25 protein-coding genes are annotated in these 25,405 nt (G+C 73.3%); 11 read left to right on the top strand and 14 right to left on the bottom strand.

The features are described from left to right. Positions 1–152 precede the first annotated feature (152 nt). The 3 genes from VFG42_RS16720 to VFG42_RS16710 are packed head-to-tail and all read right to left on the bottom strand — an operon-like array spanning position 153 to position 2,021. A complete protein-coding gene (locus tag VFG42_RS16720; protein ID WP_324909904.1) occupies positions 153–956 on the bottom strand; it encodes an SEC-C domain-containing protein in 804 nt (267 codons plus the stop codon). Between the two features lie 9 nt (positions 957–965). Next, positions 966–1,757, bottom strand: coding sequence for an enoyl-CoA hydratase/isomerase family protein (locus tag VFG42_RS16715; protein ID WP_324909903.1), 792 nt, complete (start codon positions 1,755–1,757; stop codon positions 966–968). A 51-nt stretch (positions 1,758–1,808) separates the two neighbouring features. After that, a complete protein-coding gene (locus VFG42_RS16710; RefSeq protein ID WP_324909902.1) occupies positions 1,809–2,021 on the bottom strand; it encodes a biotin/lipoyl-binding carrier protein in 213 nt (70 codons plus the stop codon). A 357-nt stretch (positions 2,022–2,378) separates the two neighbouring features. Here VFG42_RS16710 and VFG42_RS16705 point away from each other — a divergent pair, with 357 nt between their 5' ends. Further along, complete coding sequence (locus tag VFG42_RS16705) at positions 2,379–3,170, top strand: lysophospholipid acyltransferase family protein (protein ID WP_324909901.1); 792 nt, start codon at positions 2,379–2,381, stop codon at positions 3,168–3,170. Between the two features lie 50 nt (positions 3,171–3,220). On the opposite strand, the gene VFG42_RS16700 is transcribed toward VFG42_RS16705, so the two are convergent. Both VFG42_RS16700 and VFG42_RS16695 read right to left on the bottom strand, forming a co-directional pair. Beyond that, on the bottom strand, positions 3,221–4,462 hold the full coding sequence (locus VFG42_RS16700) for an ATP-binding protein (RefSeq protein ID WP_324909900.1): 1,242 nt from the start codon (positions 4,460–4,462) through the stop codon (positions 3,221–3,223). A gap of 148 nt (positions 4,463–4,610) precedes the next feature. Further along, the gene (locus VFG42_RS16695) at positions 4,611–6,908 is read right to left on the bottom strand and encodes a hypothetical protein (RefSeq protein WP_324909899.1); all 2,298 of its coding nucleotides are present in this window, start codon (positions 6,906–6,908) and stop codon (positions 4,611–4,613) included. Positions 6,909–7,036: 128 nt separating this feature from the next. Here VFG42_RS16695 and VFG42_RS16690 point away from each other — a divergent pair, with 128 nt between their 5' ends. After that, positions 7,037–7,642, top strand: a complete 606-nt coding sequence (locus VFG42_RS16690; protein ID WP_324909898.1) for an NAD(P)H-dependent oxidoreductase — start codon at positions 7,037–7,039, stop codon at positions 7,640–7,642. Positions 7,643–7,644: 2 nt separating this feature from the next. Here the strand turns inward: VFG42_RS16690 and VFG42_RS16685 are convergent, their stop codons facing one another. Further along, positions 7,645–8,481, bottom strand: coding sequence for an N-acyl homoserine lactonase family protein (locus VFG42_RS16685; protein ID WP_324909897.1), 837 nt, complete (start codon positions 8,479–8,481; stop codon positions 7,645–7,647). 30 nt (positions 8,482–8,511) lie between these two features. Here VFG42_RS16685 and VFG42_RS16680 point away from each other — a divergent pair, with 30 nt between their 5' ends. Further along, positions 8,512–9,075: a hypothetical protein gene (locus VFG42_RS16680; RefSeq protein WP_324909896.1), complete on the top strand. Its 564-nt coding sequence runs from the start codon at positions 8,512–8,514 to the stop codon at positions 9,073–9,075. Further along, on the top strand, positions 9,072–9,878 hold the full coding sequence (locus tag VFG42_RS16675) for a HEAT repeat domain-containing protein (protein WP_324909895.1): 807 nt from the start codon (positions 9,072–9,074) through the stop codon (positions 9,876–9,878). The genes VFG42_RS16680 and VFG42_RS16675 overlap by 4 nt, the downstream gene beginning before the upstream one ends. A 13-nt stretch (positions 9,879–9,891) precedes the next feature. Here VFG42_RS16675 and VFG42_RS16670 read toward each other — a convergent pair whose 3' ends face one another. The 3 genes from VFG42_RS16670 to VFG42_RS16660 are packed head-to-tail and all read right to left on the bottom strand — an operon-like array spanning position 9,892 to position 11,510. Then, positions 9,892–10,281, bottom strand: coding sequence for an ACT domain-containing protein (locus VFG42_RS16670; RefSeq protein WP_324909894.1), 390 nt, complete (start codon positions 10,279–10,281; stop codon positions 9,892–9,894). Further along, positions 10,278–10,655, bottom strand: coding sequence for a cupin domain-containing protein (locus VFG42_RS16665; RefSeq protein WP_324909893.1), 378 nt, complete (start codon positions 10,653–10,655; stop codon positions 10,278–10,280). Before VFG42_RS16665 ends, VFG42_RS16670 begins: the two co-directional genes overlap by 4 nt. Positions 10,656–10,682: 27 nt before the next feature. Continuing rightward, a complete protein-coding gene (locus VFG42_RS16660; RefSeq protein WP_324909892.1) occupies positions 10,683–11,510 on the bottom strand; it encodes an SDR family NAD(P)-dependent oxidoreductase in 828 nt (275 codons plus the stop codon). A 136-nt stretch (positions 11,511–11,646) separates the two neighbouring features. On the opposite strand from VFG42_RS16660, the gene VFG42_RS16655 reads away from it, so the two are divergent. Beyond that, positions 11,647–12,810 (top strand): helix-turn-helix domain-containing protein, encoded by a 1,164-nt coding sequence (locus VFG42_RS16655; protein ID WP_324909891.1) that lies wholly within the window; start codon positions 11,647–11,649, stop codon positions 12,808–12,810. Here VFG42_RS16655 and VFG42_RS16650 read toward each other — a convergent pair. The 5 genes from VFG42_RS16650 to VFG42_RS16630 form a co-directional block, all read right to left on the bottom strand. Continuing rightward, positions 12,807–13,595, bottom strand: a complete 789-nt coding sequence (locus tag VFG42_RS16650; RefSeq protein ID WP_324909890.1) for an SGNH/GDSL hydrolase family protein — start codon at positions 13,593–13,595, stop codon at positions 12,807–12,809. The genes VFG42_RS16655 and VFG42_RS16650 overlap by 4 nt on opposite strands. 184 nt (positions 13,596–13,779) lie before the next feature. Next, on the bottom strand, positions 13,780–15,000 hold the full coding sequence (locus VFG42_RS16645) for an MFS transporter (protein ID WP_324909889.1): 1,221 nt from the start codon (positions 14,998–15,000) through the stop codon (positions 13,780–13,782). 30 nt (positions 15,001–15,030) lie between these two features. Continuing rightward, complete coding sequence (locus VFG42_RS16640; protein WP_324909888.1) at positions 15,031–16,167, bottom strand: acyl-CoA dehydrogenase family protein; 1,137 nt, start codon at positions 16,165–16,167, stop codon at positions 15,031–15,033. Further along, positions 16,164–17,357, bottom strand: coding sequence for an acyl-CoA dehydrogenase family protein (locus tag VFG42_RS16635; protein WP_324909887.1), 1,194 nt, complete (start codon positions 17,355–17,357; stop codon positions 16,164–16,166). Before VFG42_RS16635 ends, VFG42_RS16640 begins: the two co-directional genes overlap by 4 nt. A 53-nt stretch (positions 17,358–17,410) precedes the next feature. After that, the gene (locus tag VFG42_RS16630) at positions 17,411–18,019 is read right to left on the bottom strand and encodes a helix-turn-helix domain-containing protein (protein WP_324909886.1); all 609 of its coding nucleotides are present in this window, start codon (positions 18,017–18,019) and stop codon (positions 17,411–17,413) included. 194 nt (positions 18,020–18,213) lie between these two features. Here VFG42_RS16630 and VFG42_RS16625 point away from each other — a divergent pair, with 194 nt between their 5' ends. From VFG42_RS16625 to VFG42_RS16600, 6 genes are all read left to right on the top strand, one after another. Then, positions 18,214–18,999: an enoyl-CoA hydratase/isomerase family protein gene (locus tag VFG42_RS16625; protein ID WP_324909885.1), complete on the top strand. Its 786-nt coding sequence runs from the start codon at positions 18,214–18,216 to the stop codon at positions 18,997–18,999. Positions 19,000–19,037: 38 nt separating this feature from the next. Further along, positions 19,038–19,355: a hypothetical protein gene (locus tag VFG42_RS16620; protein ID WP_324909884.1), complete on the top strand. Its 318-nt coding sequence runs from the start codon at positions 19,038–19,040 to the stop codon at positions 19,353–19,355. Between the two features lie 15 nt (positions 19,356–19,370). Further along, a complete protein-coding gene (locus VFG42_RS16615; protein WP_324909883.1) occupies positions 19,371–20,948 on the top strand; it encodes an acyl-CoA carboxylase subunit beta in 1,578 nt (525 codons plus the stop codon). A 55-nt stretch (positions 20,949–21,003) separates the two neighbouring features. Continuing rightward, positions 21,004–21,681 (top strand): zinc metallopeptidase, encoded by a 678-nt coding sequence (locus tag VFG42_RS16610; protein WP_324909882.1) that lies wholly within the window; start codon positions 21,004–21,006, stop codon positions 21,679–21,681. Between the two features lie 89 nt (positions 21,682–21,770). Next, positions 21,771–22,331 (top strand): acyltransferase, encoded by a 561-nt coding sequence (locus tag VFG42_RS16605; protein ID WP_324909881.1) that lies wholly within the window; start codon positions 21,771–21,773, stop codon positions 22,329–22,331. Between the two features lie 109 nt (positions 22,332–22,440). After that, a complete protein-coding gene (locus tag VFG42_RS16600; RefSeq protein WP_324909880.1) occupies positions 22,441–25,395 on the top strand; it encodes a glycosyltransferase in 2,955 nt (984 codons plus the stop codon). Positions 25,396–25,405: the final 10 nt, after the last annotated feature.

The raw sequence follows: 25,405 nt of genomic DNA, 5'->3' as shown, positions 1-25,405 counted from the left end.
TCATCAATTCGCTGGCCGCCTCCGGGCGCTCGCCGCCGCCATGCGCTCGTCGCTGATCCTCAACGACCCAAAGGGTCGCCTGCGGTCATCGACGACCGCCTGACGGGGCCGAGCATCCCGGAATGCTGCGACCGAATTCATGAATCACGACACTAGCGCCCGCAGCACTTCTTGTACTTCTTGCCCGAGCCGCACCAGCAGGGCTCGTTGCGGCCGGGCGGCCAGGCGATCGCCGCGCCCTCCTGGGCGACCGCGTAGGCGACGCGGGCGCGGACCTCGGCGGCCTCGGGGTCGAGGTCGTTGTCGGTCGCGAAGGCCCGCACCCGCTCGACGGTCAGCGGCGCGACGACCGGGTGGCGCGGCGCGCCCGGGGCGACCGCCCGCATGCGGCGGTCCAGCTCCAAGGCGTAGGCCTCGTGGCCGTCGTCGGCCCAGTCGGCGGCGAACGACGGCCAGGCGGCGACCGCGCTCGCGAACTCCGCGGCCGGGAAGTACGGGGTGGCGACCGGCGTGTCGGTGCCCTGGGCGGCCGCGCGCGCCAGCGCCAGCCGCGCGTGCTCGTCGATCTCCTCGGCGGGCAGCCCGGCGTCGGCCAGCGCCTCGGTGCGCGCGCCGACGATCTGGCGCAGCGTCTCGCCGTCGGTGCCGCGCGTCAGCGCCAGCTCCAACGCCCGCGCGAACAGCTCGGCGGCGACCGCGGGCTCCTCCGCCTCCGCGTGCGCGTTGCCGGCCAGGAACGGGACGGTCGGGTCGCCGGGATGGTCGCGCTCCAGCGCGGCCCAGATCGCGTCGGCCTCGCCCTTGCGCCCGGCCAGGACGTGCATCCACGCGATGTGCCAGCGCTGGTCCTCGCCGGTGAGCTGCTGCAGCTCGCCGAGGACCGCGATCGCCTCGTCGTATCGGCCGGACTGCTCCAGCGTGTCGATCCGGGCCTCGAGCTGCTCGACGGACGGCATGCGCGGGTCCTACCGCCCCTGCCAGCGCGCGGGGCGCTTCTCGCCGAACGCGCGCACGCCCTCGGCGAAGTCATCGCTGGCGAAACATGCCTGGCGCAGCGCGATCAGCTCCTGCTCGACGGCGGGGTCGATCGACGCCTCGGCGTCCAGCAGCGCGCGCAGGACGCGCTTGTTGCCGCGCACCGACAGCGGCGCGTTGGCGGCCAGCTCGGCCGCCCAGTCCAGCGCGAAGCCGTCGAGGTCCTCGGCGCCGACGACCTCGTGCAGCAGCCCCCACGTCACGGCCTCGCGCGCGTCGATGTTGCGGCCCAGCAGGAACAGCTGCCGCGTGCGCGGCTCGCCGATCGCGTGCAGGAAGCGCCGCAGGCCGGTGTGCGAGTAGACGAGCCCGAGCTTGGCCGGAGGCATCCCGAGCTTGATCCCGTCCCGCGCGACCCGCAGGTCGCACGACAGCGCCAGCTCCAGCCCGCCGCCGATCGTGTGGCCGGGCAGCGCCGCGACCGTCGGGACGTCGGTGGCGTCCAGCGCGTCGATCGCGCTCGTGAACGGATGCGCGACGAGCCGCTCGGCCTCCGCCGCGAACACGTCCTCGGGGATGTCGCCGATGTCGTAGCCCGACGAGAACATCCCGTGCGCGCCGGTCAGCACGATCGCGCGCGTGCCGTCCTCGCCCGCGCCGCGCACCGCCTCCGCGATCCCGTCCAGGATCCCGTGGTCGAGCGCGTTGCGCTTGTCCGGATTGGAGATGGTGAGTCGCCGGACCCCGTCCAACGGCTCGTCGATCAGCAACTCGCCCGCCATTCGGCGCGGGACGCTAGTGGAAACGAGCGGCGCGCCGCCGCTCGTGCGCGGCTACTCCAGGACGACCAGCGTGTCGCCCTCGTTCACCGCCTGGCCCTCCTCGCAGAGGATCTCCTTGACGACGCCCTCGTCCTCGGCCTCGACCGGCATCTCCATCTTCATGGACTCGAGGATCACGACCGTGTCGCCCTCCTCGATCGTGTCGCCGATCTTGCACTCGATCTTCCACACGGTTCCGGTGATGTGGGCCTCGATGTCCGCCATGGACGGAAACCTAGCTCGGCGCGCGGCGGGACGGTGTGCAGGGGGCTTCGACCGCCGGGCGGAACCGGTCGCGCGATGTTCCGACCGCGTGGCGGTAGAGCGAGGCCCGGTCCTCCCGCATCATGCTCGTCACGTGATCGGCCGGGGGACATCGCGACAGCGCACCCCGTCTCCTCCTGCGACGACTCGCCGCCGCGCCGACCGATCGCCGCTCCTGGTGATGGCCTGACCCACCGTCCCGGAGCACATCTGGGGACATCGCGCCGCATGGAGGAGGGACAGCCTCCATGCGGCGCGCCCTGGATGGGGCCGACGAGGGCACTGCTCTCACGCGCGCGCGGGTAGGATCTCGACACCGTGTCCGAGCCGCAGCTGTCGAAGATGAAGGACCAGGTCTACCTGGACCCGCGTCCCGCCTCGTACTTCGACCGCTTCCACGAGCGCTCCCGCACCCGCGAGCCGGACGCGATGTACGAGCTGGTCCGCTCGCTCACGCTGCTGTACTCGTGGTCGTTCTTCCGCGCGCGGGTCATCTCGACCGAGAAGGTCCCGCCGACCGGCCCGGTCATCCTCGCGCCGAACCACTTCTCGTTCATGGACCACTTCTTCGTCGGCGGCGCCGTCCGCCGGAAGGTGCGGTTCATGGCCAAGTCGCAGATGTTCAAGCCGCCGCTGCAGTTCATCTACAACCACGGCGGCGTCTTCCCGGTCCGGCGCGGCAACCGCGACGAGGAGTCGATCCGGACCGCGACGACGATCCTCGACAACGGCGGCTGCCTGGCGATGTACTGCGAGGGCGGCCGCTCCCGCGACGGCAAGCTCGCCGACGAGGCCAGGCCCGGCATCGGCCGCATCGCGCTGGCCACCGGCGCGACCGTCGTGCCGGTCGCCATCCACGGCTCGTCGCGCGTGCGCAACTGGAAGCGCCTGGAGTTCCCGAAGGTGACGATCCAGTACGGCGACCCGTTCCGCTACGAGAAGCTCGCCCAGCCGACGCGCGAGCAGGCCAAGGCCACGGCCAACGAGATCTTCGACGCCATCAAGGTGCTCTACCACGGCCTCGAGGCCCACGGCCGCCGCGGCGTCGTCGCCCGCGTCCGCGAGGAGCGCCGGGCCGCCCGGCGCGCCACCAAGGCGCGCACGGCCTAGCGCCCGCGCGGGGCGAGCCGCGCCGATCCACGGCCGGAACGCCGGCCCCGTCAGGCCCAGAGCGCGCGCAGCGGCACCGCCCACAGCCGGTCGCCCAGCGGCGTCGTCTGGGCGACCGGCGCGACGACCACCCCGGCGCGGAACGACGCTCCGCGCGCGTCGCGCAGCTTGGCCAGCCACCGCCAGTCGCGTGCGGTGATCGTCGCGGCCGCCTTGACCTCCACGCCGACGACGGCGCCCGCGCGGTCCTCCAGGACGAGGTCGACGTCCTCGTCCCGGCGCTGGTAGTGGTAGGCGCGCGCCTCGGTCTCCGCCCACGTCGCCTGCTTGAGCAGCTCGTTGACCACGAAGGTCTCCAAGGCCTTGCCCTTGACCTGGTCGTCGGTCAGCAGACGTCGGGCGTCGGCGCCGAGCAGATGGCAGAGCAGGCCGACGTCGCTGATGTAGGACTTGGGCGTGGTCGACTCGCGCGCGCCGAGACCCGGCCGCCAGCCCGGCAGCTGGTGGATCAGGTGCATCTGGCCGAGGAGGCCGACGTAGCTGCGGACGGTCTTGCGGTCCATGCCGAGCTTGTCGCCGATCGGCTCGGCCTTGAACAGGTTGGCGCTCTGGGCCGCGAGCAGGCGCAGCAGCTGCTCGGCGTCCTCGGCGCGGCGGACGTCGGCCAGCTCGACGAGGTCGCGCTCCAGCGACCCGCTGACGTAGCCGTCGAACCAGCGGGAGCGCGATCGGCCCGGGGCGCGGAGGCGGGCCTCGGGGAAGCCGCCGGCCACGATCCGCTCGGCGTGCTCGGCCAGCCCGACGGGGGCGTGGTCGACCGGTGGCGGCGCGGCGGCGAACAGCGCGTCGACGAGGTTGACCGCGCCGCCTTCGATCTCGGCCTGCGCGAGCGGCCACAGCGTGAAGCGGTCGATCCGGCCGGGCAGCGCGTCGAGGATCCGCTTGCTTGCCAGGACGTTGGCCGATCCGGTGATGACGAACCGGCCCGGGACGACGTCGGCGTCGACCGCGCGCTTGAGCTCGAGCAGCAGCTCCGGCACGCGCTGGATCTCGTCGATGAACGTCGGTCCCCCGAACCCGGCGACGAAGCCGGCCGGATCGGCGCTCGCGGCCTCGCGCGTCGCGGTGTCGTCCAGGCTCAGCTCGAGCATGGGACGGTCACCGTCGGCGCGGGTGAGGTGGCGGATCAGCGTCGTCTTGCCGACCTGGCGCGCCCCGGCCAGGAACACGATGCGGGCGTCGTCGATGCCCTCCGCCACGAGCGGCGCCAGGCGGCGGGCGATCGGGTCCATGGCGGCTCAGGCCCTCGGCAGCACCGGGGCGCTCCTCCGGCAAATGGGGAACAGAAGCGCAGCAAATCGGGAATACGTGTCCGGCAAATCGGGATCAGCGTAGCACCGCGCGCCGAACGCGGCCGCCGCCGGCGGGCGGCTCACGGCCCTAGCGCCGCACGTCCTCGCAGTCCGGCGCGACCTCGTCGGTCGCGTCCGCGAAGACCGTGTCGTAGCCGTCGCCGCACGACACACGGTCGTGGCCGCCGCCGACGACCTGGATGCGGTCGTTGCCCTCGTCGCCGGAGATCACGTCGTCGTCGAGGTTGCCGAAGATCGTGTCGTTGCCGGGGCCGCCGCTGATGATGTCGTTGCCGCGGTCGCCGGTGATCTGGTCGTCGCCCTCGTTGCCGAGGATCACGTCGTTGCCGCCGCGCCCGTGCAGCGAGTCGTTGCCCGGGCCGCCGTGCAGCTCGTCGTCGTCGTTCTCGCCGTCGACGTAGTCGTTGCCGTTGCCGCCGAAGAGCACGTCGCGGCCGTCGTTGCCGAACAGCGAGTCGTCGCCGTCGGTGCCGACGAGGACGTCGTCGTAGATCGTCCCGAAGATGTTGTTGGACGGCGGCGGCGCGTCGGTGGCGGGCTCCGCGGGGACGGGGATGACGACCTCGCAGGACCTCAGCGTGTCGCGCGTCGGCGCGTCCTCCTCGACGTAGACGGTGTCGCGGCCGGGCCCGCAGTCGACGACGTCGTGGTCGCCGTCGGCCACGCGGATGTCGTCGTTGCCGCGCCCGCCGGTGACGGTGTCGTTGCCCGGCCCGGCGACGATCTCGTCGTCGCCGTCGCCGCCGGAGAGCCTGTCGTCGCCGCTGCCGCCGTCGATCTGGTCGTCGCCGTCGCCGCCGTAGAGCGAGTCGCGGCCCGCGTCGCCGCGGATCGCGTCGTTGCCGGCGCGGCCGTAGATCGCGTCGCCGCCGGTGCCGCCGTCGATCGTGTCGTTGCCGTCGCCGCCGTCGATCTTCTCGCCGCCGGGCCCGCCGAGCAGCGTGTCGTCCCCGGCGCCGCCGTCGATGACGTCGGTGCCGCGCCCGCCGTCGATGTAGTCGTTGCCGTCGCCGCCGTCGAGCAGGATGTCGTTGCCCAGCGTCGTCTCGATGATCCGGTCGTTGCCCGCGCCGCCGTGGATGATGTCGTCGCCCTCGCCGCCGTCCAGCGAGTCGTCCCCGTCGCCGCCGTCGATCTCGTCGTCGCCGGTCCCGCCGAAGGCATAGTCGTTGCCCGGTCCGCCGTCGAGGACGTCGTTGCCCTGCTGGCCGAGCAGGTGGTCGTCGCCCGCCTCGCCGAACAGCCGGTCGCCGTCGGCGCCGCCGTCGATCGTGTCGTTCCCGTTGCCGCCGTAGAGCACGTCGGCGCCGCGCGACCCGTAGATCGTGTCGTCGCCGTCGAGGCCGAGGATCTGGTCGGCCAGCCGCGTGCCCGTGAGCCGGTCGGGACCCGGCGTGCCGGTGATCAGGCCCAGGCCGGGCTGGACGGCCAGCGCGCGCGGGCGCTCGCCGGCGCGCAGGCGGCGCACGCTGAGCCGCCGGAAGGAGAGCGCGCTGAGCACGCTGATCGTCCCGGCGCGCTGGTCGGCGACGTAGAGCCGGACGCCGTCGGGCGCGACCGCCGGATGGCCGGGGCCGCGGCCGGTGGCGGTGCGCGCGACGACCCGGCCGGAGGCGAGGTCGAAGACCGCCAGGACCCGCGAGTCGGCGCCGGCGCCCGCGATCACGCGCTTGCCGTCGGCGGTGACCGCGACATCGCCGCCGGGGCCGCGCGCGGTCCGGATCGCGCGGCCGAGCCGGCCGCTCGACGTGTCGATCGTGACCAGCGCGGTGCGCCGCTTCGTGGCCGTCATCGCGTAGGCGTGGCGACCGGTGGGGGCGAAGGCGACGCCGGTGACGCTCGCGAGCCGCATCCGCCGCACGCCGCCGCCGACGAGGTCGACGACCGCGATCCGCTTGCCGTCGAGGACCACCACGCCCTTGGCGCCGTCGGACGAGATCGCGACCGCGCGCGGCGCCCGCCCGAGCTTGCCGAGGCTCGCGCTGCGCAGCACGGTCATCGTCGCGGGGTCGATGACGTCGACCGCGCCGCGGCGGACGGCCGCGATCCGCTTGCCGCTCCGGCTCATCCCCAGCGCCAGGACCGTCGAGGTCAGCTGGACGTCGCCGACCTTCGCGCGCGCGTTGAGGTCGATCGCCGCGACGCCCGCGCCCGCCGCGACGTAGCCGCGCCCGCCGTCGGGGGCGATCGCGATCGCGCGCGCCGCGCCCGCCAGCGGGACGCGCGCGACGACGCCGCCGGACGACACGTCCAGCAGCGTCGCGCTGCCGATCCCGGAGGCGACGACCATCACCCGCGCGTGCGCGGCGGCGGGCGCGAGGAGCGCGAGGGCGAGGAGGACGACGGCGATCGGCGTTCGGCGCATCGCGCCCATAACCCGCGCGGACGGCCCGAGGTTGCGCTGCTCAGCGGTCGGGCTCCTCGCCACCGCTCGGGCGACCGGCGTCAGACCTGGCGCCGAGGCGATGGTCGGCGCCGCCTAGCCTTGGGTCCATGCCGCAGCTGCACGTCATCCTGGCCAGCACCCGTCCCGGCCGCGCCGGCGAGCCGATCGCCGAGTGGTTCGTGCAGCGCGCCCGCGCGCACGGCGCCTTCGACGTCGAGCTCGTCGACCTCGCCGAGGTGGCGCTGCCGTTCCTCGACGAGCCCGCCCACCCGCGGCTGCGGCGCTACGAGCACGAGCACACCAAGGCGTGGAGCGCGCGGATCGACGCGGGCGACGCGTTCGTCTTCGTCACCCCCGAGTACAACTACGGGTACCCCGCGACGCTGAAGAACGCGATCGACTACCTGCACTTCGAGTGGCAGCACAAGCCGGTCGCGTTCGTGTCCTACGGCGGCGTCGCGGCGGGCACCCGCGCGGTCCAGCAGCTCAAGCAGGTCGTCACGACGCTGAAGATGATGCCGCTCTTCGAGGCGGTGAACATCCCGTTCCACACGCAGTTCATCGACGAGGAAGGCCGCCTGCAGCCCAACGAGACGATGGAGGCCGCGGCCGACGCGATGCTCTCCGAGCTGGTGCTGACCGAGCAGACGCTGCGCCCGCGGCGCAAGGCGATCCGCGAGGCCGAGGCCGCCGGCGGCGCCGGCGGCCGCTGAGGCTAGGCGTAGACCTCGGCCAGCGTCGCCCAGGTCTCGGGGTCGTGCCCCGGGATCACGGGCGCGCCCGGGTGCTCGGCCGTCCAGGCCTGGACGCGCGCCAGCGACGCGCGGAAGGCGTCGTCCTTCCAGGTCATCAGCGGCGTCAGCGACCGCTCGATCGTCGGCAGGTTGTACGCCGCGTCGCCGGTCAGCAGCAGGTCGCCGCCGGAGGCCAGGCGCAGCGCGACCGAGCGGTGGCCGGAGGTGTGGCCGGGCGTGCGCAGGAGCCGGATCGTGCCGTCGCCGAGCAGGTCGACGACCTCCTCGTCGTGGGAGAACGTCTCCCAGCGCTGGCCCGGCGTGCGCAGCAGCCGCGGCATGTAGCCGTCCATCAGCCTGCCCGCGCTCGCGTCGGCGTGCTCGCGCGCGTCCACGTGCACGGTCGCGCGCGGGAAGTGCGACAGCCCGCTGGCGTGGTCGTAGTGCAGGTGGGTCATCACGATGGTCTCGACGTCGGCCGGGTCGACGCCCCGCGCGCGCAGCTGGTGGGGCACCGCCCACTCGGGCTTCATGTCGATGGTGAACGCGAGCCCGCCGAGGCGCCCGAGCGCCGCGCTCTTGTCGGTGGCGACCTGCTCGTGCAGCCCGGTGTCGACGAGGACCGGCCCGGCCTCCGGGTGCTCCAGCAGGAACGCCGGGATCGGCAGCCAGAACCACCTCGAGCGCGGCACGTGCAGGCCGAGGCCACGCGCCATCGCCAGCGGCTTGGGCCCGCCCGGCCGCTCGTAGAACGCGGGCATCGCCTTCATCCGCGCGGTCATCAGGGGGTGGACGCGCACGCCGGGGGAGGACGCCATGTGCGGAACCCTAGTTGTAGGGTCCGGCGGATGCTCGACGTGCTGCGTCCCGGTGTCCTGGACGGCCTGACGGCCTGCGTCTGCGGGGACGGCGCCGTCGAGCGAGAGCGCCTGGTCGCGCTCGGCGCGCGGGTGGTGACGGTCGAGGGCGACCTCGCCGACGAGGACGCGGTCGCGGCGGCGATCGGCGCGCTCGGGCCGATCGACGTGCTGGTCGTCGACGCGGCGTCGGCGTTCGCGGCGGCCGGCGGCGGCGTGCCCGGGCTGCGCGTCGCGGTCGACGACGCGTGGAACGTCGTGCGCGCGGTCGCCGTCGCCTCCTGGATCGAGGCCGACCGCGAGGGCGGCAAGGCGATCCTCGTCGCCCCCGGCGCCGACGCCGGCGAGCACGCCGACGCCGTCGGCGCCGCGCTGGAGAACGCGGCCCGCACGCTGTCGGTCGAGTGGGCGCGCTTCGGGATCCGCACGACCGCGATCCGACCACGGGCCGGCGCCACCGGCGACCAGCGCGCCGAGCTGGTGGCCTTCCTCGCCTCGCGCGCGGGCGACTACTTCACCGGCTGCGCGTTCGCGCCGGGGACCGTCGCGCCATGATCGACGAGCTCTTCGCCGCGGCGGTCGCGAACTCCGGCGACCTCGACGACCGCTGGGAGCCGATCAAGGCGCTGCACGCCCACGAGGATCCCGCGGCCGTCCGAGCGGCCGCCGAGCGGCGGCTGGTCAGCGAGGACCCGGTGGTGCGCGAGGCGGCGGTCGACGTGCTCGCGCAGGTCGGCGGGCCCGACGCGCCCGACCGTCCGGAGCGCGCGACGCTGCTGCTGGACCGCCTGGCGATCGAGACCCACCCGCACGTGCTCGCCGCGCTGGCGACCGCGCTCATGCACCTGCGCGACCCGCGCGCGCTCGAGTCGCTGATCGCGCTGGCCGGCCACGAGCATCCGCTCGTGCGCCGCGGCGTGGTCGACGGCCTGTCCTTCGAGGCCGAGGACGACCGCGCGATCGACGCGCTGATCGCGCTGTCGGCCGACCCGATCGCCGAGATCCGCGACTGGGCGACGTTCACGCTCGGCCACCTCGGCTACCGCACCGGACCGCGCGTCCTCGACGCGCTCGCCGTGCGGCTGCACGACGAGGACCGCCACACCTCCGCCGAGGCGCTCTACGCGCTCGCGCTGCGCGCCGACCCGCGCGCGGTCGCGCGGCTGCTGGAGCTGCTGGACGACGGCTGGTACGACGGGCTGATCGACCGCGCGCTGGTCGCGCTGACCATCGCCTTCCCGGACGACGGGCGCCTGTCCGCGGCGCTGGCCGAGCGCTGGCCCAACGGCGTCCCCGACCGGGTCCGCCGGCAGGTCGAGGACAACCTCGAGCAGCTCGAGGAGTGCGCGCGCCCGTGAGCGCGCGCGGCGGCTAGCCCGTCGTCTCGTGCCCGGCGCCGCGCAGCGCGTCCAGCGCCACGCCCAGCTGCGCGCCCGGCACGAGGATCCAGTCGGTGTCGTGCGTGGCGATCGGGAAGATCGGCACGCCCGCGTCGGCCAGCGGCGCGGCCAGCGCGGCCATCACGCCGGTCAGCCCGAGGTCCAGCGGGCCGAGCACCTCGAGGATGCGCCAGCCGCGCACGACGGTCGCGCCGTCCGCCCAGGCGCCGTCGACCAGGTCTTCGAGGCACACCAGCGAGCGCTCCTCACCGACCTCGGTCAGCGACCAGAAGCCCGCGCCGCGCTCCGGCGTCGGCGGCGTCTCCTCCAGCGCGCCCAGGCGGCAGACCGCGTAGCCGCCCTCCAGCACCCGGATCCTCATCGCGGCGCCCACGGCACCTCGACGGCGTCCTCGGTCGGCGAGTCGCGGGCGACCACGTACTCGGCGTCCTCGGTGGCCGACGGGTTCTCCAGGACGTGCGTCTCGTGCGGCGGCACCCACAGCATGTCGCCGACCTCCAGCTCGACCACGTTCTCCAGCCGCTCGCCCCAGCGGATCCGCATCTGGCCGCGCAGCATGTAGCAGGCGGACTCGCAGTTGGCGTGGTAGTGCGGCCGCGAGGCCGCGCCGGCCGGCAGCCGGAAGATCCCCATGAACAGGTTCTCGCTGCCGGTCGTCGCGCGCGAGACCTCGTGGCCGCCGACCACGCCACGCGGCTCCTCGTGCGGCGGGACGTTCGGTCGAATGACCTTCATGCCGCACGAGGCTACCCGCGTCGAGGCCTAGAAGGCCATCCCCGTCATCTGGCCGCCGGTGATGTTCAGCACCTGGCCGTGCACGTAGTTGCTCCACGGCGAGCACAGGAAGAAGATGCCGCCCGCGGCCTCCTCCGGCGTGCCCGCGCGACCGAGCGGGATCAGCATCTTGCCCATCTGCGCCAGCTGGTCCGGGATGCCGAGCTGGACCTTCTCGCCGTCGATCTCCATCTGGTTGGCGTCGTCCTTGGACGCCGTCAGGCGCGTCTCGATGAAGCCGAAGGCCACCGCGTTGCAGTTGACCTTGAACTGGCCCCACTCCTTGGCGATGGTCTTGGTCAGGCCGACCACGCCGAGCTTGCCGGCGGCGTAGTTCGCCTGCCCGGCGTTGCCGAACATGCCCGACGTCGAGGACACGTTGACGATCTTGCGGAAGACCTCGACGCCCTCCTCGCGCTCCTTCTTGGCGGGCTCGCGCAGGTGCGGCGCGGCGGCGCGGATGACCTTGAAGGGGACGGTCAGGTGGATCGCGAGCATGCGCTCCCACCAGTCGTCGGAGAGCTTGTGCACGGGCGCGTCCAGCGTGTAGCCCGCGTTGTTGACGATGATGTCGACCTTGCCCCAGGCGTCGATCGCCGTCCGCACGAGCTGGTCGGGCGCGTCGCCCTTGGTGAGGTCCCCGGCGAAGACCGCGGTCTCCCCGGCGATCTCCGAGGCGGTCTGGTTGGCGACGTCGCCGTCGAGGTCGTTGATGACGACCTTGGCGCCCTGGGCGGAGAGCAGCTCCGCCGTCGCCCGGCCGATGCCGCGGGCCGAGCCGGTGACGATCGCCACCTTGTCGTCGAGGACTCCCATGCGCGTCTCCTTCTTCGAAATTGAACCCTGCGTCAGGTTCGCCGGATCCTAGTGAGCCATCGCGCAGGGAGTTTTCTCCCACGCGCGCGCGGGACTGGGGTACGGTCGCCCCGGGCTTTCGCAGGAGGAGAGGGTCGTGGAGTCGCAGCAGGTCCGGGCGGCGGTCGTGGGCGTGTTGCGGCCCACGATCGACCGCCTGACCGATGAGGTGCTGGAGAGCGTGGTCGACGCGGTGCCGCCGTTTCAGGAGTGGTGGGGCGGCCGGCTGGACGTGCGCGACGGCGTCCACCAGGGGATCTGCGGGTTCCTGGACCTGCTGGAGTCCGAGCGCCAGGACGAGCGGCTGCCCCGGCACGACGTGTTCTTCGCCTTCGGCCGCAGCGAGGTCCGCGCGGGCCGCTCGGTCGGCTCGGTGCTGGCCGCCTACCGCGCGGGCGCGCAGCGGGCGTGGCGGCTGATGGTCGAGACCGGCGACGACGCGGGCGTCGAGCCGCGCGCGCTGTACGCGCTGGCCGACGCGATCTTCATCTACATCGACCGGCTCTGCGCGGCGACCGTCGAGGGCTACGCCTACGAGCAGTCGCTGACCGCGGTCGAGCGCGTCGACGCGCGCCGTCGCCTCGTCGAGCTGGCGGTCCGCCGCGAGGCGCCGCCGTCGGACGCCGAGCTGACCGGCGCGGCGGCCGACGCCGGCTGGCGCGTGCCCGCGTCGCTGCTGGTGATCGCGTTCCGCGACGAGCGCAGCGCCCGCGTCGCCGCCCGGCTGCCGCCCGACGCGCTGGTCGCGCGCGTGGACGGGACCGGCTGGGCGCTCGTCGGCGACCCCGACGGCCCGGGCCGCCGCGGCGCGGTCCTGCAGGCGCTGGGCGACGTCCGCGCCGGGGTCGGCCCGGTCGTGGCGCCGAGCGCCGCCGCGGCCAGCGCGCGCCTGGCCGAGCGGGCGCTGGACCTCGCCGACGACGGCCCGGTCCGCTCCGAGGACCACCGCGTCGACCTGCTGCTGCTCGGCGACGCCGACGTCGCGCGCCGCCTGGTCGCCGACGTGCTCGACGGACCGCTGTCGGTCGCGCCCGAGGCCGCGCGCGAGCGGCTGGTCGAGACGCTCTCCGCGTGGCTGGAGCACCAGGGCGAGATCCGCCCCGCCGCGGAGCAGCTGCACGTGCACACGCAGACCGTCCGCTACCGCGTCGCGCAGCTGCGCGAGCTGCTCGGCGACCGCATGTCCCGCGGCGAGGGCCGCCTGGAGCTGGAGCTGGCGCTGCGGGCGCGGGCCCTGTGGCCCGCGCCCGCGGAGCGCTAGCCGACGATCGCCCGGATCGCCGGCACGTCGCCGTTGGCGTAGCCGTTGCGCGTCGGGTGGTAGCTGTCGGCCGTGTGCAGGAGCGTCAGCCCGTTGGTGAACGGGTTGCTCGCGCAGACGTCGTGGCCCGACCAGTAGGGGTTGACGTCGGCGTAGCTGAACCCGTGCGCGAGCGCGCGGGCCTTGATCGTGGCGTTGAGGCTGTCGACCAGCGCGGTCAGCGAGGTCTCCTCCGAGGACGAGACGCCGGTCGCCGCCAGGCACGTCTTCGGCGGCGAGGCGAACGGGCGGCCGTAGCCGAGCACCACGACCTGCGCCGTGGCCGACTTGGCGCGGATCGCGTTGTAGGCCGCGTCGAGCTTGGCGGGCAGCTGCGTGTTGATCTGGTTCTGCGACGAGGCGATCTGCGAGGAGCAGCCCAGCGTCGTGCAGGCGATGATCAGGTTCGTGAACCCGATGTCGTTGCCGCCGATCGTGATCGTCACGAGCTTCGTGTCCGACGTGATCGAGCCGACCTGGTTGTTGATGACGTCGCCGGTCTGCGCGCCGGCGCAGGCGACGAACGTCAGCGCGTAGCCCTTCTGCTGCGAGAGCAGGTAGGGGTAGGCATAGGTGTTGCGGTTGCAGCTCGAGTCGAGGTTCGTGCTGTTGGCGCCGTTGCCGGCGGAGTAGCTGTCGCCGAGGGCGACGTACTTGTCGGCGGCGAACGCGCTCGCCGACGCGATGGACAGCAGGAGCAGCAGGACGCCGAGGATCGGCGCGACGCCGCGCGTGAAGCGCTTCATGGGAACGGACACTCCTCCGATAGTTGGACCCGACACCTCCCCCGCCTGCCGACCCTAGTCCGCTGAGCGTCGCTGAGCTTCGTGGAAGGGCAAAAGACTGGCGGTGCTGCGTTGCGCGATCGCGCAACCGATGCAGGTTCTGTCCCGCAATCGGCTCAGAACCGGGATGGAGAGCGACCCGCGGCTATCGCTCTCGTTGCTCGCGCAAGCGCCCGAGCACGGGAATGCTGAGCAGGATCGCGGCGGCGCAGACGCCCCACATCGCCTGGTAGCCGCCGGTCTTGGTGAACACGCCGCCCAGGACGCCGATGGCCACGCCGGCCAGCAGCGGGCCCAGGGCGGTGCCGATGCCGCGGCTGACCGAGTACAGGCCGGTCGTCAGGCCGTGCTCGTCGTCGGGCATGAGCGGGATCAGCAGCGCGTAGGGGAGGGTCATCACGACGCCGCCGCCGAAGCCGACCAGCGGCGTGATGGCGCCGACCACGACCTTGTTGGCCACCAGGAACGGCACGAGCATCCCGAGGCCGTAGATCAGCAGCGAGACGCGCATGACCGGCACGGGGCCGAAGCGGTCGGCGAGCTTGCCGCTGATCGGCGTCGCGGCGGCGATGAAGACCGCGGTGGCCGCCACGGCCACGCCCGCGAGGCCGGTCGACACGCCGAGCCCGCGCGTCAGGTAGATGATGATGAACGTCTTCGTCGCGCCCAGCGACAGCTCCCACAGGCCGTTGGCCACCATGAACGCGCGCAGGTCGCCGCGCCGGCGCACGGTGGACCACAGGCGCGCGACGTCGTCGCGCAGCGAGGTCGACTTGTTGGGCTCGTGCTCGGCGCGCTCGCGCGGCAGCAGCATCAGGAACGTCGCGATCGTCAGCGTCGTCACGGCCGCGGCGGCTACGAACGGGACCGCGTCGCCGAGCGTCAGCAGCGCGCCGCCGGTCGCGATCGCGATGATCGTGCCCAGGCCGCGCCACAGCGCCTGCGTCGACTGGGCGCGCCCGGTGATCCGGTCGTCGACCATGTCGGGGTAGAGCGCGCGATAGGGCTCGTAGGCGACGAAGTAGGCGCCGAAGAAGACGACCACGACGACGAGCGCGAAGGGCAGCGACGCCGCCAGCCCCATCAGCGCCAGCGCGACGACGAGCACCGGCGACGCCCACTCCACGAACGGCAGCCGGCTGCGGCCGCGGTCGCTCAGCGCGCCCGCGGGCACCGCGAGCAGCAGCGCCATGATCCCCTCGACGGCGATCAGCAGGCCGATCACCGTCGAGGAGCGCGTGAACTCCTGCGCGAGCACCGGCAGGTAGGTCGTGGCGACCGTCGTCGCCAGCGCGTAGGCGAACGTCGGCAGACCCAGGACCAACAGCAGCCGGCGCTCGCCGGCGTTGACGCGCGAGGTGCTCACTTCCGGCGGACGTACCCACCGGGACGGGGTCTAGAGCGCCAACACCTTGGCGAGGATCTCCCGCATGATCTCGTCCGTGCCGCCGCCGATCGGGCCCAGGCGCGCGTCGCGGGCCATGCGCTCGATCTCGTACTCCTCCATGTACCCCGCGCCGCCGTGGATCTGCAGGCAGGTGTCCATGACGTCGAAGCAGGCGCGCTGGGTGGCGAGCTTGGCCATCGTGACCTCCTTGACCGCGTCGCCCTCGGTGCGCACGAAGCGCTCCAGGGCGTCGTAGGTCACCACGCGCGAGGTGTGGACGGTCGTCGCGACGTCGGCGAGCTTGTGGCGCAGCGTCTGGAAGCCGGTCAGCGGGCGGCCGAACGCGTTGCGCTGCTTGGCGAACTCGACGGTCTTGTCGTAGGCGACCTGCATCGCGCCGACCGCGCCCAGCGCCATCACCAGCCGCTCCCACTGGAAGTTGGCCATGATCAGGTAGAAGCCCTGGTTCTCGCCGCCGAGCAGGTTCTCGTCGGGCACGAAGACGTCGTCCAGCGCGATCAGCGCGGTGTCGCCGGCGTGCCAGCCCATCTTCTCGATCTTGGACGGCTTGACCCCGTCCTGGCGGTCGACGATGAAGAACGACAGCCCGTGGTGGCCGCCCTCGCCGGTCGTCTTGGCCGCGGTCACCCAGAAGTGCGCGCGCACCCCGTTGGTGATGAACATCTTGGAGCCGTTGAGCACCCAGCCGCCGTCGACGCGCCGGGCGTGCGTCTTGATGCCGGCGACGTCGGAGCCCGCGTCGGGCTCGGTGATCGCCAGCGCCGCGATCTTCTCGGCCGCGATCGCGGGGCGCAGGTAGCGCTCCTTCTGGTCGGCGGTGCCGAACTTGAAGATCGGCGGCGTGGCGATGTTGACGTGCGCGCCGATCCCGGCCGCCAGCCCGCCGCTGCCGCAGTGGGCCAGCTCCTCGGCGAAGACCGCCTCGTGGACGTAGTCGCCGCCCTGGCCGCCGTACTCCTCCGGGTACTTCAGCCCGAGGAAGCCGTGCTCGGCGCAGCGGCCGAAGACCTCGTCGGGGAACCACCGCGCCCGCTCCCACTCCCGCGCGTGCGGGCGCAGCTCGGCGAGCACGAAGCGCCGCGCGGACTCGCGCAGCGCCTCGTGCTCGTCGGCGAAGACGCTCACAGACCGTACGAGCGGCCGATGACCTCCAACATGATCTCGTCGGTGCCCGCGCCGATGCGGTTGAGGCGCAGGTCGCGCCAGACGCGCTCGACCCCGTACTCCTTCATGTAGCCGGCACCGCCGTGGATCTGGATGCACTCGTCGGCGACCTCGACGGCGATCCGCGAGGCGTACAGCTTGGCCATCGAGATCTCGCGCACGGGGTACTCGCCGTTGTTGAAGCGCCACGCGGTCGTGTACACCATCTGGCGCGCGGTCTCGATCTTCACGGCCATCTCGGCGAACTTGTGGCGGATGACCTGGAACTTGCCGATCGAGCGGCCGAACGCGTTGCGCTCGTTGGCGTACTTCAACGTCATGTCGAAGCAGTTCTGCGCGCCGGCCACGCAGCCCGCGGCGCCGATCAGCCGCTCGCCCTGAAGCTCCCAGCTGATGTGGTAGAAGCCCTTGCCCTTCTCGCCGAGGACGGCCGAGGACGGGACGCGCACGTCCTGGAAGGCCAGCAGCGCGGTGTCGGACGCGTGCATGCCGAGCTTCTCCAAGCGCTTCTCGCGAATCACGCCGGGCGTGTCCATCGGCACCAGGAACAGCGTGATGCCGCCGTGGCCGGCGTCCGGGTCGGTCTTGGTGACCAACACGATGACGTCGGCGCGATGGCCGTTGGTGATGTAGGTCTTGGAGCCGTTGATGACGTACTCGTCGGTGGCCTCGTCGTAGACCGCGCGGGTCTTGATGCCGGCGACGTCGGAGCCCGCGTCGGGCTCGGTGATGCCGAGGCAGAGGATCTTCTCGCCCTTGATCGCGGGCACGACCCACTCCTGCTTCTGCTCCTCGGTGCCGAACGCGAGGATCGGCGGCATCGCCATGTCGGTGTGGACGGCGATGCCCATCGCCAGGCCGCCGGAGCGCGCGTGGACCATCTCCTCGGCGAGGACGAGCGCGGTGTAGTAGTCGCCGCCCTGGCCGCCGTACTGCTCGGGCTTGTCGAGGCCGAGGAAGCCGAGCTCGCCGAAGCGCGGGAAGACCGAGTCCGGGAACGTCGTCTCCTCCCACTCCTCGGCGTGGGGCGCCAGCTCCTTCTGGGCGAAGGCGCGGACCGACTCGCGGAGCTGCTCGTGCTCGTCGGTGAAGATGAAGTGCTTGCGTGCCGCGCCGTGGTCGGGCTTCAGGACGCTGTCAGCGGTGGCCATGGGCGGACCGTACTGGCCCGCCGGCCAAAAGTAAACAGTGGCACGTCCTACTTTCAGCTCACGCCGACGTGGTTCCCCGCGGTCGTCGCGAACGCCGTGGCGCACGTCTCGCCGACGTGCTTGGCCGCCTCCTCGACGTCCATCCGACCGGCGTTGACCTCGAACATCGCCACGACCGCCAGCCCGCGCAGGCTCGTGAGCATCCAGCTGACCGGGACGTCGCGGCGTATCTCGCCGCGCCCCTGGGCGGCCGCGAGGTAGTCCTGCAGCGGATCGGCGCCCTCGCGGTCGTCGCCGGCGCCCGCCAGCGTGCGCTCGCGCAGCTCGGGGTGGGCGTCCAGGAAGCGGTAGCGGTCGCCGATGGCGATGATCCGCGCGCCGAGGTCGCAGAGCAGCTCGCGCGCGTTGCCGGCCGCCTCGATCGCGTCGTGCACGGTCTGGGCGGACTCGGTGAGGACCTGGTCGTAGAGCGCGTCGATCAGGTCTTGGCGGCGCGGGAAGTGCCGGTAGACGGTCGTGCGGCCGAGCCCTGAGGCGTCGGCGACCTCCTGCATCGTGGCCTGGGGGCGCTTCGCCAGGAGCGCGACCGCCGCATCGAGGACCGTGCGGCGGTTTCGGCGGGCGTCGGAGCGCAGCCGGGCGTCGGAGGTGGCGTCGTTCATGACTGGGGTCCAATGGTGCCGTAGCGGAGCACGGCGTGTGAACGCTCTGTTCCTCCTCGGCCCCCAGGTCCTTCCCGGGGTTGGCCGAACTGGCCCGAGCGTGGCGCACAGACGCTCACCGATGACGATCTGGAGCACGCGTGTTCCGAATGGGAGCACCCGCGGAGGGCGGGAGCGTGCTTTGCTCCCCGGCCATGAGCTACGAGACGGTCCGCTACGAGGTCGACGAGCGCGGGGTCGCGACGATCGCGCTCGACCAGCCCGAGACGCGCAACGCGCTCTCCGACCAAGTGCTGGATGATCTCCTGACGGCGTTCGGGGCCGCGCGCGACGACGCGGCGGTGCGCTGCGTCGTGCTGACCTCCACCCACGAGAAGGTCTTCAGCAGCGGCGGCAACCTGGCGGGCTTCGCCGAGGGCGTGCCGCTCGTCCACAAGCACTTCGGGACCGATCGCTTCCCGCGGCTGTTCCAGCTGATCGGCGAGCTGGGCAAGCCGACGATCTGCGCGGCCAACGGGCACGTCCTGGCCGGCGGCCTGGGGCTGGCGCTGGCCTGCGACCTGATCGTCGCGCGCGACGGGGTCACGTTCGGGACGCCCGAGATCAACGTCGGGGTCTTCCCGTTCATGATCATGGCCTTGATCTACCGCAACGTCGGGCGCAAGAAGACCAACGAGCTGCTGCTGCTCGGCGACCGCATCTCCGCGCAGGAGGCCGAGCGGATCGGGATCGTCAACCGCGTCGTGGCCGAGGACGAGTTCGACGCGGCCGTGGCGGAGTGGGCCGGGCGGCTGGCGGGCAAGTCCCCCGTGTTGATGCGCCTGGGCAAGGACGCCATGCACCGCCAGCAGGACATGCCGTTCGCGGAGGCCTTGGAGTACCTGCACCACAACCTCACGCTGGCGTTCTCGACCGAGGACATCCAGGAGGGTGTCGCCGCGTTCTTCGAGAAGCGCGACCCTGTCTGGCGGGGCCGATGACGAAAGCGGGCCGCCTTCTTCGAGAAGCGGGATCCGGTGTGGACGGGGCGCTGAGCGTCATCGGGATGCTCTGCCGCTCCTCGGAGCGGGTGGAGGGCCCGACCGCGGTCGTGGCCTGCGGCCTGCGCGACGTCGAGGGCCCGGAGGGCGTCCTGCTGGAGACCCGCGGCGTGACCCGCGTCGGCCGCCCCGGCCTGCTGGCCGACGCGCTGCGCGGCCGCCCGGTCTTCGTGCACCTCGACCTCGACGTCCTCGACCCGTCGATCCTGCCCTCGCCCTTCCCGGCGCCCGGCGGCCTCTCCGACGCGGGCCTGCGAACCTCCTCACGCCTTGACGGATCGCAAAGTGGGAAGTAGGACTTCCTACTTCTGATGAGCGACGTCACCAACGTTCCCACGTCCCTGCTGCGCCCTCTCGTCGACGAGCTGCTGGAGCGGCGCGCCGCCGCCAGGCTCGGCGGCGGGGAGGAGAAGATCGCCAAGCAGCATGCGGCCGACAAGCTGACGGCGCGGGAGCGGATCGACCTGCTCGTCGACGCCGGCACGTTCAGCGAGCTGGGCCTGCACGCCGGGATCCACTACTCGGTCCGCGGGCTGGAGGACAAGGACGCGCCGGCGGACGGCGTGATCACCGGCTACGGCAAGGTCGACGGGCGGATGGTCGCGATCGCGGCCTACGACTTCACGGTGATGGCCGGGTCGATGGGCATGACCGGCGAGATCAAGGTCGCGCGCCTGCGCGAGCTGGCGCTCACCAAGCGCATGCCGATGGTCTGGCTGCTGGACTCGGCGGGCGCGCGGATCCAGGAGGCGGTCGGCAGCCTCTTCGCGGGCTCCGGCCACCTGTTCCGCGAGGAGGTCGTGGCCTCCGGCGTCATCCCGCAGGTCGCGGCGCTGATGGGCCCGTGCGCGGCGGGCACCGCCTACATCCCGGGCCTGGCCGACTTCGTCCCGATGGTCAAGGGCCGCGGCTCGATGGCGCTGGCCGGCCCGCACCTCGTGCGCGCGGCGGTCGGCGAGGACGTCACCCAGGAGGAGCTGGGCGGGTCCCGGGTCCACTGCCGCAAGTCCGGCGTGGGGGACCTCGAGGTCGCCGACGACCGCGACTGCATCGAGAAGATCAAGGCCTACCTGTCGTTCATGCCCTCCCACAACGAGGCCGCGCCGCCGGTGCGGGAGACGGGCGACCCGATCGACCGCGGGGACGAGGCGCTGCTCGACGTCCTGCCGGAGTCCAACCGCAAGCCCTACAACATGTACGACGTCATCGAGAAGATCGTCGACGACGGCGAGTTCTTCGACATGAAGCCGCAGTGGGCCAAGACCATCATCACGGGCTTCGCGCGCTTCGGCGGCCGCCCGGCGGGCATCGTCGCCAACCAGCCCAAGCAGCTCGGCGGGATCCTCGACAACGACTCGGCCGACAAGGCCGCGCGCTTCGTCAACCTCTGCAACGCCTTCGGGATCCCGCTCGTGTTCCTGATGGACGTGCCGGGCTTCATGGTGGGGTCGAAGGTCGAGGAGGGCGGGATCATCCGCCACGGCGCGAAGATGCTCTACGCCGTGGCCAACGCGACCGTCCCGAAGGTCACGGTCGTCTTGCGCAAGGGCTACGGAGCGGGCTACTACGTGATGAACGGCCGCGCCTACGAGCCGGACCTGATCGTCGCCTGGCCGTCGGCCGAGATCTCGGTGATGGGCGCCGAGGGCGCGGTCGAGATCGTCTTCCGCAAGCAGGTCGAGGCGGCCGAGGACCCGGCCGCCGAGAAGCGGGAGCTGATCGACGCCTACAGGAAGATCATCGACGTCTACATCCCGGCCAAGAACGCGATGATCGACGACGTGATCGACCCGCGCGAGACCCGCCCGACGATCTGCCGCGCGCTGGAGATGGCCGAGGGCAAGCGCGTCGACCGGCCCTGGAAGCGCAACGGCGTGGTGCCCGTTTAGGCAGCGCTGCTGCGTGCTTATTCTGGCCTAAGCCCATCGGCCTACCGTCAAGGCCATGTCCAACCTCACGTTGGTGTGGCTGCTGACCATGATCGTCCCGCTGGCGATGGGCCTGTGGGCGCAGAGCAAGGTCAAGCGCACGTTCGAGCACTACAGCAAGGTCCCCGTCCGCAACGGGATGACCGGCGCTCAGGCGGCCGCGGCCGTCGTCCGCTCCTCCGGCCTGCAGGGCGTGGAGATCCGCGAGGTTCCCGGCCGCCTGACCGACCACTACGACCCGCGCAACCGCACGCTGAACCTCAGCCCCGACGTGGGCGAGGCCTCGACGGTGGCCGCGCTCGGCGTGGCGGCGCACGAGGCCGGCCACGCCGTGCAGGACGCCCGCAACTACGTGCCGATGCGCGTCCGCCAGACGTTCGTCCCGGTCGCCTCGATCGGCTCGTCGTTCGCGATCCCGGCCATCTTCATCGGGTTGATCCTCGGCGCCACCGGCCTGACGAACATCGGCCTGGCGCTGTTCACCGCGATCGTGATCTTCCAGCTGATCACGCTGCCGGTCGAGTTCGACGCGTCCAAGCGCGCGCTGGTCGCGCTCAACGACGGCCGGCTGCTGGAGGCCGACGAGCTGACCGGCGCCAAGCGGGTGCTCGACGCCGCCGCGTGGACCTACGTCGCCGCGTTCGTGGCCGCGCTGAGCCAGCTCATCTACTTCTTCCTCGCCTCGCGTCGCTAGACCGCGAAGGGGGAAGGCGGGGCGAGGTGCGACGCGTCGCCGGGAGCCGCCGCCCGCCGTGGCGGCGGCTTCGGGCTAGCCTCCGGCGAATGCTCAAGTCGCTCGCCCGCCGCGCCGCTCGCTACGTGCGCAGCGGCCAGGACCTCGATCGGCTGGTGGCCGCCGGGCTGAAGCTCGGCCCGGACGTCTCGGTCCAGGACGGCGTGGTCTTCGACGGCGCGTTCCCGTGGCTGATCGAAGTCGGGGCCGAGACGACGATCGCGCCGCAGGCCTACCTGCTGGCCCACGACGCGAGCACGAAGCGCCACCTCGGGCGCACGCGCGTGGGCCGCGTGGTCGTCGGCCGCCGCGTCTTCGTCGGCGCGCGCGCCCTGATCATGCCCGGCGTGACGATCGGCGACGGCGCGATCGTCGCCGCGGGCTCCGTCGTCACCCGCGACGTCGCGCCCGGCGCGCTGGTCGCCGGCAACCCCGCCGCCGAGATCGGCCGCGTCGAGGACTACCTCGCGCGCCAGCGCGACCGCCTCGACGCCGGCCCGTTCTTCCCCGAGGACCGCTTCCCGTCGGAGGACCGGACGCTCTCGGCCGCGGCGCGCGACGAGATGCGTCGCGCGCTGGACGACGCCGGACGCGACGGGTGGGTCGTCTAGGTGGCCGGCGCTACGGTGCGCGGATGCGCCGATCCGGACTCCGGTGCGACGCCATGGCGTCACCGTGCACGCCTTCAGACGCCGTTCGCGCATGCCGATAGGAGGGAAGATGGACGTCGCTGACTTCCCGATGGCGCATGCGCGGCCGCTGAGCCGGCCGGCTCAGCCGCGGCCCGTCTACGTCGGCACCGGGGCGCAGGCGACGTTCGGCCTCTTCCACGACGCGCCCGCCGGCGCGACCCCGGGCGCGCCCGTGCTGCTGCTCGGCCCGTTCGGCAACGCCGACGCCACCTCCTACCGCCCGCGCCGCGACTGGGCGCAGCTGCTGGCCGCCGACGGCCACCCGACGCTGCGCGTCGACCTGCCCGGCACCGGCGACGGCCCCGGCGGCCCGCGCGACCCCGACCGGCTCGGCGCCTGGATCGCCGGCGCCGCCGACGCGGCCCGCTGGCTGGCGGCCACCACCGGTCGCCACGTCACGGCGATCGGGATCGGCCTGGGCGGCGTCGTCGGCACGGCCGCCGCCGCGGCCGGCGCGCCGATCGACGACCTCGTGCTGTGGGCCGTCCCGTCCCGCGGTCGCACGGTCGTCCGCGAGCTGAAGATGCTCTCGCGCATGCAGGCCGCCGCGGCCGGCGCGACCTCCGAGCAGCTGATGGACGGCGTGCCCGAGGGCGCGCTGATGACCGCCGGCGCGCTGCTCAGCGCCGAGACCGTCGCGGCGCTCACCGCGCTCGACCTCGCCGCGACGCCGCTCGACGGCGCGCTCGCCCGGCGCGCGCTGCTGCTCGGCCGCGACGGCGTCGAGCCCGAGGCGCGGCTGGCCGAGGCGCTGGCCGCGGCCGGCGCCGAGGTCGAGACGCTGCCCGGCGACGGCTACGGCGACCTGCTGATGCAGCCGTCGGAGGCCCGCACGCCGTACGCGACGATCGCCGCCGTCGGCGCCTGGCTGGCCCGCGGCACCGCGCAGCCCTACGACGGCGAGGCGCCGCCCTCCGACCTGCGCCTGGAGATCGACGTCGACGGCGTCACGATCGAGGAGCGCCCGTTCACCGTCGACGCCGCCGGCGTCGCGATGCTCGGCATCCTCGCCGAGCCCGCCGCGGGGCAGCCGGTCTCCGACACCTGCCTCGTGCTCCTGCACCCCGGCGCCCTGCGCCGCGTCGGCCACAACCGCATGTGGCTGGAGCTGGCGCGCCGCTGGGCGGCGCGCGGCGTCCCGTCGCTGCGCATCGACCTCGCCCGCGTCGGCGACCTCGACGCCGAGCCCCAGGACGCCGAGCAGCCGGGCGTCTACGACCTCCACGCGCACTTCCACCCGCAGCTGGCCGTCCAGCTGCAGGAGACGCTCGCCGCGCTGCAGGACGCCGTCCGCCCCAAGCGCTTCATCCTCGGCGGCCTCTGCTCCGGCGGCTACTGGACCTTCGAGGCGCTGCGCGCCGACCCGCGCGTCTCGGCCGGGCTGATCGTCAACCCGGGCCTGTTCTTCGGCGGGCCGATGGCCGCGCTGGCGCGCGAGCGCGAGGCGCTGTCGAACATCCGCACGCTGACGCTGTGGCGCAAGGTCCTGCGCGGCGGCGTCAGCGTCGCCCGCGCGCGCCAACTGGCCGGGATCTTCGCCCGCGGCGCCGTGAGCACCGCGCGCCAGAAGCTGCGCCGCCGCCACGAGGCGCCGCCGCTGGACGCCGCGCTGGAGGGCATCGCCGCCTCCGACCAGCGCGTGAGCATCGTCTTCAGCCCGGGCGAGCCCTTCCGCGACGAGCTGGAGGCCTCCGGCGACCTCGCCCGGCTGGCGGCCGACCCGCACGTCGAGCTGGAGACGCTCCAGGACGTCCCGCGCGCCCACACGCTCGAGCCGCTGCCGCTGCAGCGCGAGGTCCAGCGCTTCCTCGACGCGGCGATCGAGCGCGAGCTGGCCCGCCACGACGGCGGCGCCGACGCGGCGCCGACCGCCGACGGCGACCGCCCGCTGCGCGTCCTGCACGTCGCCGAGTCGCTGGCCACGGGCGTGCTCGCGGTCGTCTCGGCGCTGAGCGAGCGCCTGGCCGACCATGGCCACGAGGTCATCGTCGCCCACGGCGTGCGGCCCGAGACGCCCGACGACGTGCGCGGGCGGTTCGACGAGCGCGTGCGGGTCGTCGCGCTGCCGTGGCGCCGGCGCACGATCGTCGAGCAGCTGCGCGCCGCCGTCGCCCTGCGCCGCCTCGTCCGCGACGTGCGCCCCGACGTCGTCCACCTGCACTCGACCTTCGCCGGCGCCGTCGGCGCGCTCGCCCTCGGCCGCGGGACCGCGCGCGTCTACTCGCCGCACGGCTACTCGTTCTCGCGCGCCGGCGACGGCGGCGCCCGCCTGCTGGCCTACCGCCTCTTCGAGGCCGTCATCGCCCGGCGCGTCGACCTGGTCGGCGCCGTGTCGCGCAGCGAGGCCGCGCAGGCCTCGCGGGACATCCGCGCGCCGCGCGTGAGCGTCGTCGCCAACGGCCTGCCCGAGCTGGATCCCGGCCACGAGCCGACGCCGCCCGAGCGCCCGGTCCCGCGCGTCGTCGCGCTCGGCCGCGTCGGCCCGCAGCACCAGCCCGAGCAGGCCGCGCGGATCCTCGGGCGCCTGTCCGACGTCGCCGAGGTGCGCTGGATCGGCGGCGCCGCGGGCGACGCGTCGACCGCCGGCGTCGCCGCGCTGGAGGCCGCGGGCGTGGCGCTCACCGGCTGGCTGGACGCCGCCGACGCGCGCCGCGAGCTGGCCGCGGCCACCGCGATGCTGCACTGGACCGCCTGGGACGCGCAGTCGATGGCCGTGCTGGAGGCGATGGCGCGCGACGTCGTCGTCATCGCGTCGGACATCGCGCCCAGCGAGGAGCTGCTCGGCGCCGGCCAGACCTGCGCCTCCGAGGACGAGGCCGTCGCGCTCCTGCGCGCGGTCGTCGAGGACGCCGCCGTCCGCGAGCGCCTGATCGCCTCCCAGCGCCACCGCCGTACCCACTACTCCGCCGACCGCATGGCGGCCGACTGGCTGGCGGTCTACCGCACGCTCGTCGCGGCCCGCCCGTTCACGATCCCCACTTAGACTCGAGGCC

Source organism: Baekduia sp., assembly GCF_035685985.1.
Classification (GTDB): Bacteria; Actinomycetota; Thermoleophilia; order Solirubrobacterales; family Solirubrobacteraceae; genus Baekduia.
The sequence above is the reverse complement of the archived record's forward strand: the minus strand, read 5'-3'. Positions and strand labels throughout refer to the sequence as shown.

Excerpts from the sequence above, each read along its gene's own strand:
- VFG42_RS16720 (WP_324909904.1), bottom strand. The coding sequence starts at position 956 with ATGCCGTCCGTCGAGCAGCTCGAGGCCCGGATCGACACGCTGGAGCAG.
- VFG42_RS16715 (WP_324909903.1), bottom strand. The coding sequence starts at position 1,757 with ATGGCGGGCGAGTTGCTGATCGACGAGCCGTTGGACGGGGTCCGGCGA.
- VFG42_RS16710 (WP_324909902.1), bottom strand. The coding sequence starts at position 2,021 with ATGGCGGACATCGAGGCCCACATCACCGGAACCGTGTGGAAGATCGAG.
- VFG42_RS16700 (WP_324909900.1), bottom strand. The coding sequence starts at position 4,462 with ATGGACCCGATCGCCCGCCGCCTGGCGCCGCTCGTGGCGGAGGGCATC.
- VFG42_RS16695 (WP_324909899.1), bottom strand. The coding sequence starts at position 6,908 with ATGCGCCGAACGCCGATCGCCGTCGTCCTCCTCGCCCTCGCGCTCCTC.
- VFG42_RS16690 (WP_324909898.1), top strand. The coding sequence starts at position 7,037 with ATGCCGCAGCTGCACGTCATCCTGGCCAGCACCCGTCCCGGCCGCGCC.
- VFG42_RS16685 (WP_324909897.1), bottom strand. The coding sequence starts at position 8,481 with ATGGCGTCCTCCCCCGGCGTGCGCGTCCACCCCCTGATGACCGCGCGG.
- VFG42_RS16680 (WP_324909896.1), top strand. The coding sequence starts at position 8,512 with ATGCTCGACGTGCTGCGTCCCGGTGTCCTGGACGGCCTGACGGCCTGC.
- VFG42_RS16675 (WP_324909895.1), top strand. The coding sequence starts at position 9,072 with ATGATCGACGAGCTCTTCGCCGCGGCGGTCGCGAACTCCGGCGACCTC.
- VFG42_RS16670 (WP_324909894.1), bottom strand. The coding sequence starts at position 10,281 with ATGAGGATCCGGGTGCTGGAGGGCGGCTACGCGGTCTGCCGCCTGGGC.
- VFG42_RS16665 (WP_324909893.1), bottom strand. The coding sequence starts at position 10,655 with ATGAAGGTCATTCGACCGAACGTCCCGCCGCACGAGGAGCCGCGTGGC.
- VFG42_RS16660 (WP_324909892.1), bottom strand. The coding sequence starts at position 11,510 with ATGGGAGTCCTCGACGACAAGGTGGCGATCGTCACCGGCTCGGCCCGC.
- VFG42_RS16650 (WP_324909890.1), bottom strand. The coding sequence starts at position 13,595 with ATGAAGCGCTTCACGCGCGGCGTCGCGCCGATCCTCGGCGTCCTGCTG.
- VFG42_RS16635 (WP_324909887.1), bottom strand. The coding sequence starts at position 17,357 with ATGGCCACCGCTGACAGCGTCCTGAAGCCCGACCACGGCGCGGCACGC.
- VFG42_RS16630 (WP_324909886.1), bottom strand. The coding sequence starts at position 18,019 with ATGAACGACGCCACCTCCGACGCCCGGCTGCGCTCCGACGCCCGCCGA.
- VFG42_RS16625 (WP_324909885.1), top strand. The coding sequence starts at position 18,214 with ATGAGCTACGAGACGGTCCGCTACGAGGTCGACGAGCGCGGGGTCGCG.
- VFG42_RS16615 (WP_324909883.1), top strand. The coding sequence starts at position 19,371 with ATGAGCGACGTCACCAACGTTCCCACGTCCCTGCTGCGCCCTCTCGTC.
- VFG42_RS16610 (WP_324909882.1), top strand. The coding sequence starts at position 21,004 with ATGTCCAACCTCACGTTGGTGTGGCTGCTGACCATGATCGTCCCGCTG.
- VFG42_RS16605 (WP_324909881.1), top strand. The coding sequence starts at position 21,771 with ATGCTCAAGTCGCTCGCCCGCCGCGCCGCTCGCTACGTGCGCAGCGGC.
- VFG42_RS16600 (WP_324909880.1), top strand. The coding sequence starts at position 22,441 with ATGGACGTCGCTGACTTCCCGATGGCGCATGCGCGGCCGCTGAGCCGG.